The 8,186-nt window shown below is 80.3% G+C and carries 7 protein-coding genes; 3 read left to right on the top strand and 4 right to left on the bottom strand.

What is annotated here, in order from left to right; genetic code table 11:
- The first annotated feature begins 191 nt into the window (after positions 1-191).
- Entirely contained in the window at positions 192-1,469 is a 1,278-nt protein-coding gene (locus tag AC3WUG_RS05305) for a glycosyltransferase family 4 protein (RefSeq protein ID WP_492326698.1), read from the top strand.
- Between the two features lie 107 nt (positions 1,470-1,576).
- On the opposite strand, the gene AC3WUG_RS05300 is transcribed toward AC3WUG_RS05305, so the two are convergent.
- Genes AC3WUG_RS05300 through AC3WUG_RS05285 form a run of 4 tightly spaced genes read right to left on the bottom strand, consistent with a single transcriptional unit; the run spans position 1,577 to position 5,698 of the window.
- Positions 1,577-2,434 (bottom strand): glycosyltransferase family 2 protein, encoded by an 858-nt coding sequence (locus tag AC3WUG_RS05300; RefSeq protein WP_492326697.1) that lies wholly within the window; start codon positions 2,432-2,434, stop codon positions 1,577-1,579.
- Complete coding sequence (locus tag AC3WUG_RS05295; protein ID WP_492326696.1) at positions 2,431-3,453, bottom strand: glycosyltransferase; 1,023 nt, start codon at positions 3,451-3,453, stop codon at positions 2,431-2,433. The genes AC3WUG_RS05300 and AC3WUG_RS05295 overlap by 4 nt, the downstream gene beginning before the upstream one ends.
- Positions 3,450-4,568, bottom strand: a complete 1,119-nt coding sequence (locus AC3WUG_RS05290; RefSeq protein ID WP_492326695.1) for a glycosyltransferase — start codon at positions 4,566-4,568, stop codon at positions 3,450-3,452. Before AC3WUG_RS05290 ends, AC3WUG_RS05295 begins: the two co-directional genes overlap by 4 nt.
- Complete coding sequence (locus tag AC3WUG_RS05285; RefSeq protein ID WP_492326694.1) at positions 4,565-5,698, bottom strand: glycosyltransferase; 1,134 nt, start codon at positions 5,696-5,698, stop codon at positions 4,565-4,567. The genes AC3WUG_RS05290 and AC3WUG_RS05285 overlap by 4 nt, the downstream gene beginning before the upstream one ends.
- Positions 5,699-5,814: 116 nt before the next feature.
- On the opposite strand from AC3WUG_RS05285, the gene AC3WUG_RS05280 reads away from it, so the two are divergent.
- Together AC3WUG_RS05280 and AC3WUG_RS05275 are read left to right on the top strand one after the other, a co-directional pair.
- On the top strand, positions 5,815-6,915 hold the full coding sequence (locus AC3WUG_RS05280; protein ID WP_492326693.1) for a glycosyltransferase family protein: 1,101 nt from the start codon (positions 5,815-5,817) through the stop codon (positions 6,913-6,915).
- On the top strand, positions 6,912-8,183 hold the full coding sequence (locus tag AC3WUG_RS05275; protein WP_492326692.1) for a glycosyltransferase family 2 protein: 1,272 nt from the start codon (positions 6,912-6,914) through the stop codon (positions 8,181-8,183). Before AC3WUG_RS05280 ends, AC3WUG_RS05275 begins: the two co-directional genes overlap by 4 nt.
- Positions 8,184-8,186: the final 3 nt, after the last annotated feature.

Below are 8,186 nucleotides of genomic sequence, written 5' to 3'. Positions count from 1 at the left end.
CCCCCCCCCCCCCCCCCCCCCCCCCCCCCCCCCCCCCCCCCCCCCCCCCCCCCCCCCCCCCCCCCCCCCCCCTCCCCCCCCCCCCCCCCCCCCCCCCCCCCCTCCACCCGTTTCCACTCGGGGGCGTGGACGGGCAGGGGCGGGCGGGGCCGTCGACGGGCGGCGCGGGGCCGCGTCGGCGAGCATGGGGCGTGGCCTCCGACCTGCACGCGAGCACCCCCGAGAACGCGACCGGGAGCACCGCGGCTCGCCCCTCCGGCCACGGCCGGCGCCCGACCCGCGGGCGGTGGCTCGTCGCCACGACCGAGTACGCCGGGCTCACCCCGTACACCGGCGGCATCGGGCGGCACTACGCCTCGCTGCTGCCCGCGCTCGTCCGGCAGGGCGCGGCCGTCGACCTGCTGGTGCTCGCGGACGGCCCCCTGCTACCGGACCCCGACCTCGGCGGCGTCCGGCTGGTCGGCCACGTCCGGCCGCCGCGCGCCCGGGTCCCCGCGCTGCTCGCCCGCGCGGCCGCCGTGCGCCGCGTCGTCCGCGCCGGCCGCTACGACCGGGTGTTCCTGCCGGAGTGGGCCGCGCTCGGGGTCGGGCTGCCGGCGGGGGCGCCGCTGCTGACCAACCTCGCGACCAGCACCCGGCTGGCGAACGAGGTCGCGGGCTTCACGCCGCGCTCGTTCGGCCTCCGGGGCGGCGCGGTGGTCGCCGTGCAGAGCCGGCTCGAGGACCGCCAGGTGCGGCGCTCGGCGGGGCTGGTGGCGATCTCCCGCGCGATGCAGCGGTGGACCGAGGGCGCGTTCACCGGGCTGCCGCCCGCGCGGGTGGTGCGGAACTGCATCGACGTGGCGCACGTGCGCCGGGCGGCGGGGTCCGCGGACCTGCCCTCGGGCTGGCCCGGGGACGGGGTTCCGGTCGTGCTCTTCCTGGGCCGGCTCGAGCGCCGCAAGGGCGTCACGGACGCGTTCGCGGCGTTCGCCGAGGTCGCCCGGCGGCACCCGACGGCGCGGCTGGTGCTGGCGGGCGCGAGCGGGGACCGGCGGTTCGAGCCCGACCGTCCCGCCCTGCTCGCGCTGCTGCCGCCCGGGGCCCGGGACCGGGTGACCTGGCTCGGGCACGTCGACGACGACACGCTCTACCGGGCGGTCCGCGAGGCCGCGGTGACGCTGTGCCCCTCGCGGTGGGAGGGGTTCGGCAACGCCGCCCTCGAGGCCAAGGCGATCGGCGGGGCGGTCGTCGTCACGACCGGCAGCGGCTACGACGACTTCTGCACCGACGGCGAGGACAGCCTCATGGTGCCGCCCGCCGACCCCGCCGCGCTGGCGGCCGCGGTGCTCCGCCTGCTCGACGACCCGGTGCTGGCCGCGACCCTCGGCGCCCGGGCGGCGGCGGGCGCGGAGCACTGGACCGCGGACCCGGTGACGGCCGACCTCCTGGACGCGGCGGACGCCCTCCTGGGCCCGGCCCGCCCCTGACCCGCCAGGCCGCGAGTGCACATCCGACACGTCGAGTGCCTACCCAGCGGATAGGCACTCGACGTGTCGGGTAGGCACTCGCGGGCAGACGGGCTCGCCGCCGCGCGTCAGGCGCGGCGCCAGGTCGTGCCGTCCCAGCGGACCGCGCCCGCCTCCGCGAACGCGCGCAGCCAGCCCTCCATCGGCCACCGGCCCCAGCGGCGGGCGAACCGCGCGCCGTTGCGGAGCACGTCGTCCAGGTGCTGCCACGGCGGGCTGCTCGTCGGGTGGTGCTGGTGGTACGCGTGCGCCCCGCCGACCCAGGCCAGCGGCACGCCCGCCGCCCGCAGCGCGTACCCGAAGTCCGTGTCCTCGCCGCCGTAGCCCTCGTACCCCTCGTCGAACCGGGGGCCGTCCGCCCAGCGCCGCGCGGTGAGGGCGAACGACAGCGACCAGAACAGGTCGTACTCGCCGTCCCCGGCCAGGACGACCTCGCCGTCCGCGGGGGCCGGCCGCGCCGGGTGCGGGCGGGTCGCGGCCGCGAGCGCCGCCGGGTCGTCGACGACCGCTCCGGCCGGCAGGTAGGTGACCGGCCCGCACAGCACCGCGTCCGGGTGCGCGGCCGCCGCGGCCGCGTACCGGTCGAGCAGGTCGGCCCCGGGCACGCAGTCCGCGTCGAGCAGCACCAGGAGGTCGGCCCCGAGCGCCACCGCCCGGTCGGCGCCCGCGTTCCGCGCCGCCGCCAGCCGCAGGCCGTCGGGGCCGGGCGGCACCCGGAGCACCGCGTCGGCGTCGAGCGCGGGCGGCACGTCGGCGCCGACCCACACGACCACCGCGAGCACCGCCGGGTCCCGCCGGACCGCCGCGAGCTGCCGGCGCAGGTGGTCGACCCGCGGCGCCGAGCACAGCGTCACGACGGCGCGCCGGCCCGCCGGGCCCCGCACCCCGCTCCCCGGCACGCCGGCCACGCCGGACGGCGACGTCACCACGTGCCGTGCCCGCGCGCCACGTCCGCGATCGCCTCCGCAGCCCGCGCCGCGGCGCCCGCCGTCGCCCACACCGACCAGTCGGGCTCCAGCGCGTCGGCCCGCTCGAGCACCTCGGGCCAGCGCGCCGGCTCCGGCCACGTCGGCTCGACGACGGCGAGCCCGGCGCGGTCGAGCGCCCGGGCGGTCACGGCCTGCTCGTCGAACGGCCGGTCCTGCGGCACCACCACGGCCCGGGCCCCGGCGACCGCCAGGTCCGCGACCGAGTTCTGCCCCGCGAACGACACCACGGTCCCCGCGGCCGCCAGCTCGCGCCACGGGTCGTCGGACCACGTCCCGCCCGCGCCGAGCGCCGTCCAACGGTGCCCGGGCGTCACGCGCGCGGCGGCGTCGACGTGCTCCGCGGTCACCCCGGAGCCGCCCCGCCCGCCCAGCACCAGCACGCCCGCGCGCTCGCCGGCGGGCACCTCGCGCCCGTCGAACCGGCTGATCCCGCCGGTGAACACGACCCGGTCGCGCACGGCGTCCAGGTGCGGGGCGGGGACGACGTCCGCCGGCCACGGCGCGAGCACCCGGGCGGCGGCGCGCAGGCCGAGCGCGTGCGGCTCGTCGTCCCGCACCCCCGGCTGCGCGACGAGCACCGGCGGGACGCCGAGCAGCCGCGCGAGCACGGTGACCTCGACCGACACGTCGACGACCACCGCCGCGGCGCCCCGCGCGTCGAGCTCGCGGGCGATCCGCGCGAGCCGCCCGCGGTGGCCCGGGTGCAGCAGCGGCGCCCAGTGCAGCAGCCCGCCCGCGGCCGGGTCGGCGTCGGACGGGCTGCGCCCGGTGCCGGGGTCGGGCTCGTCGTCGCGGTCCAGGTGCACCCAGTCGACGTGCGCGGGCAGCCCGGCGGGCTCCGGCAGCGTGCTCAGCGCGACCACGTCCGCGTCGAGGTGCGGCGCGACGGCGCGCAGCCGGCCGAGGTGCCCCGACCCGTGGTGGTGCACGTACCAGGCGACGGTCGGCCGGGTCACGCGATCAGCTCCGCGGCGGCGCTGCTCTGGGCCACCAGCGCGCGGAACACCCGCTCCAGGGCGTCGACGCGGGCGTCCAGCCCGTAGTGCCGACGGGCCGAGGCGCGCACCGCGACGCGGAAGCCCGGCTCGGAGGCCGCCCGGGTGGCGAGCCGGTCCGCGGCGGCCGCGAGGGCGGCCACGTCGCCGCGGGGCACGGCCGACATGCCGGTGGCGGTGCGCGCGATCTCCCGGATGCCGCCGGCCCCGAACGCCGCGACCGGCGTGCCGCACATCAGCGCCTCCGGGCCGACGAGGCCGAACGGCTCCTCCCAGGCCGGGGTGCCGAGGGCGCACGCGCTCCGGCCGATGAGCCGCGCGAGGGCGGGCTGGTCGAGGAGTCCGACGTACCGGACGCCGTCGCCGACGTGCGGCAGGACGTGCCGCTCGGCGTACTCGCGGTCGCCGATCCGGCCCGCGATGGTCAGCTCCCGGCCCAGCAGGCGGGCCGCCTCGATCGCGAGGTGCGGCGCCTTCTCCGGGACGAGCCGGCCGGACCACACCAGGCCGTCCCCGCCCGGCCCGGCGGGCCAGTCGGCGGCGTCGATCCCGTTCGGCAGCACGGTGGCGTCGACGACCGGGGCCCACTCCCGCCGGGTGTGCGCGCTGACGGCGAGGAACCGGGTGCCGCGGGCGCGCGCGGCGGCGTCCACCAGCTCCGGCTCGAGCGGCGTGTGCAGCGTCGAGACCATCGGAACCCCGAGGTCCGCCGCCCGGCGCAGCGGCAGCCCGTGCAGGCAGTGGTTCGAGATCACGTCGTACCGCGCCGGGTCCCGGGCGATCACGTCGAGCGCCCGGTCCAGCGCGGGCACGGACCGCTCGAGGTAGGCGTCCGGGTAGTGCGAGTCGGTGGCGCGCGCGCCCGCGGGCCAGTCGAGGGTCGGCAGCGCGAACTCAGCCGGCCCCCCGTCGAGGAAGTCGGAGCCCCGCACGGCGATGAGCGACACCTCGTGGCCGCGCGCGCGGAGCGTGCGCACCTCGTTCCACACGGCGGACTCCAGCCCGCCGGCGTGCGGCTGCCGGATCGGGAAGCGGAGCGGCGCAACGACCACCACGCGCAGCGGCGACCCGGTCACCGGGACACCCCGGCGAGCAGGCGGCGGTAGAGCGCGGCGTGCTGCTCGGCGGCGGCGCGGTCCGCCGCCAGCCGTCGCTCGCGCCGGTCGCGGACCAGCGCGGCGCGCTCGACGGTCCCGGGACGCGTCGCCGCGTCGCCGAGGAGCGCGCGGAGCGCAGCTGCCAGCCCGGGAGCGTCCCCGACCGGCCCCGACGTCGCGACCGAGCCGTCGGGGTGCTGCTCGGCGTAGTGGCCGACGGCGGGCGCGGCGACCGGGACGCCGAGGTCCCAGCACAGCTCCAGCCAGCCGGAGTGCGTGCCGTGCGCGTAGGGCAGCACGCACGCGTCGAGACCCGCGAGCGCGGCGGCGAGGGCGCGGTCGTCCAGCCGGTCGTGCTCGACCAGGTCGACCGCGGGGCCGGCCGCGGCGCACAGGGCGCGGACCTCCGCGCGGGCCGCCTCGTCCCGGACCCTGCGGTGCAGCCGCACCTCGGCCCGGACCGGGAGGCCCGACGCGCGCAGGTCGGCGACGGCCGCCAGCAGCGCCCGGGTCGCGGCGGGGGCGTCGACGTTCGGCCGCAGGTCCTTGAGGTGCAGGCCGACCACGCGCTCGGCACCGGGCGCGCGGGGCGTCCCGTCGTCGGGGACCGCGTCCAGCAGCCGCGGGTGGGGCACGACCAGCGCGTCCCGTCCCCAGCGCGCGCGGATCTCCGCGGCCGCGCCGGGCGTGAGCGTGACCAGCGCGTCGGCGCCGGGCACCAGCACGTCGAGCTGCGCGCGGTACCCGTCCTGGTCGGTGAGCTGGGGGTGCTCCAGGTCGTGCACCGTGACCACGACGGGCCAGCCCTGCTCGCGCGCCGCGGCCAGCGTGCGGGCCAGGTGCTCGGGGGCGAACGACTCGGTGCCGAAGTGCACGTGCAGCAGGTCCGCCTCGGCGGCGTGCGCCCGGACCCACGCGGGGTCGAGCACGACGGGCGGCCACCAGCGACCCGGCTCCGCGCCGGGCGGGGTGGGGTCGGGCAGCAGCTCGACCCCGGGCGCGGCGGTGACCCGCGCGACGTACGGGTGCCCGGCGGGCACGGAGGCGACGCGGACCGTGCGGCTCGTGGACCGCGGCGAGCCGGCGGTCGGTGCGAGGAGCTGCGACATGCGGTCCTCTCGTCGTCGCGGGCGCGCTGCCCGGTCCCCGAGCAGCGCGGCGTCGCGGTGGTGCGGGAAGTGTCGCGCGGTTGCCGCCTCCCCGCGACTCGACCACGATTGCCGCGATGACCAGGACCGACACCCCCGCGCTCCTTCTCACGGGCCCGCCGCGGCACGGCGTCGTCCGGTACGCGGGCGACCTCGCCGCGCACGTCCGCGCCCTGGACGCGGACGTGCGGGTGCTGCGGGTCGACGACCCCGCCGGGCTGCCCGCCGCGGCCGCGGGGCTCGGGCGGGCGCACCTGCACGTCACGGACCGGCTGCTCGGCTCCTCGCCCGACGCGGCGGCCGACCTCGTCGAACGGCTGGCGGCGGCGTGCCGGCTGACGGTCACGCTGCACGACGTGCCGCAGGAGTCGGACGGTCCGCGGAACCTCCCCCGGCGCACCGCCGCCTACGCCCGGGTCGCCGCCGCGGCGGCGGGGGTCGCGGTGAACAGCCGGCACGAGGCGCTGCTGCTCGCCGAGCACGGGGTGCTGGCGGACGGGCGCGCGCGGGTCGTGCCGCTGGGGGCGACGGCCGCGGGCGGCGGCGCCGGTCCCGCCGCGGATCCCGCCGCCGGTCCCGACGCCGGCCCGGCTGGGTCCGGCGCCCCGCTGGTCGCCCTGGTCGCCGGCTTCCTCTACCCCGGCAAGGGGCACGACGACGTCGTCCGGGCCGTCGCCGACGCCGCGGACCTGCTCCGCGCGGGCGGCGCCCCGCCCGGCGAGGTGGCGGTCGTCGCGGTCGGCGGCCCCTCCCCCGGCCACGAGGACGAGGTCGACCGGCTGCGGGCCCTGGCGGAGGGGCGCGGCGTCGCCCTCCGGGTCACCGGCGGCCTGGACGACGACGCGTTCCACGCGGCGCTGCGCGAGCCGGGCGTCCCGGTCGCGGCGCACCGGCACCTGTCGGCGTCGCGCACGCTGCTCGACTGGGGCGAGGCCGGGCGGCGGCCGCTGGTCGTCGACTCGCGGTACGCCCGCGAGATGGCCGCCCTGCGCCCCGGGACGCTCGCGCTGTACCCGCCGGACGCCCTCCCCACCCACCTCGCCCGCGCCTGGGCGGACCCGGCGGCGACCGCGCTGCCGGCGGGGACGTCGCTCGCGCCGACGCTCCGGGACGCGGCGGCGGCGTACCTCGCGTGGTGGGCCGGCGACGCCGGCGCGTCCGGTGGGGCCGCCGCGTGACGCCCGCCGGCCGCGCCCTGCCCGGCAACCGGTGGGACCTCCTCGACGGCGTGTCCCCGGACTCCCCGCCGACCGTCTCGGTCGTCGTCGTGCACTACGACCAGCAGGCGGAGCTCGACCGCACGCTGCACGCGCTGTCGCGGCAGGACCACCCGGCCGACCGCACCGAGGTGATCGTGGTCGACGACGGGTCGCCGGAGCCGCCCCGGGTGCCCGACGGCGTCCGGCTGCTGCGCCAGGAGGACCGCGGGTTCCGGGTCGCCGCCGCGCGCAACCTCGGCGCCGCGGCCGCCACGGGCGACGTGCTGGTGCTCCTCGACGCCGACACCGCCCCCGAGCCCGGCTACCTCCGCGCGCTCGCCCGGCTGCCCGCGCTCGCCCCGGACTGCCTCGCGGTCGGCCGGCGGCGGCACGCGGACCTGGCGGGCGTGCCCGCGGACGCACCGGTCGAGCGCGCCGGCCCGGAGCACGAGCTGACCGAGCCCGCCTGGCTCCTGGACGGCTACCGGCGCAGCCGCGACCTGCTCGACGCGGACGACCGGTCCTACCGGTACGTGATCGGAGCCGTCACCGCGTGCAGCCGCGCGCTGTTCGCCGAGGTCGGCGGGTTCGACGAGGGGTTCTCGGCGTACGGCGGCGAGGACTGGGAGTGGACCTACCGGGCCTGGCTGGCGGGCGCCGTCCTCGCGCACGTCCCGGAGGCGGTCGCCTGGCACGACGGGCCGGACTGGTCCGGCCGGGACGAGGCGTCCCGGGCCGCGAAGAACGCCGAGGCGCTGCGGCTCGCCGACCTGGTGCCGGTCCCCGGGTCCCGACCGCGCGGGCTGCCCTCCGGGCGGGTCGACGTGCTGGTGCACCCGCCCGGGGGCGAGGCGTCGGCGGCGCAGCGGTTCGTGTCGGTCGACTCGGTGCTGGCCGCGCTGCCGGGCGCCGAGGCCGCGCCGGACGCCGACGGCCCGGGCGCCACCCCCGACGACCCGCGTCTCGATCGCGTCCGCCTCGACGTCGTCCTCGACCGCCCGCTGCGCGCGACCGACCCGCGGGCGGTCGCCGAGGCGGTCGAGCGGGTGGCCGCCGAGGGCCTCGGCGAGCTCGCCCTGCTCGGCCCGGACGGCGCGCCGCTGCTCCGGGTGGTGTCCCGGCGCGCCCGCGCCCGCGAGCGCCGCTGGGGCCGGGACGACCTGTTCCCGCGTGCGACGTCCGCGGCCGGGGGCCTGGTCCCGCTGACGGACGAGCCGGACCTGGAGGCCTACCTCGGCGGCTGGTGACCC

The organism is Cellulomonas sp. EB106-03-03-XG116, assembly GCF_058792015.1.
This window is presented reverse-complemented; position numbering and strand designations above follow the sequence as displayed.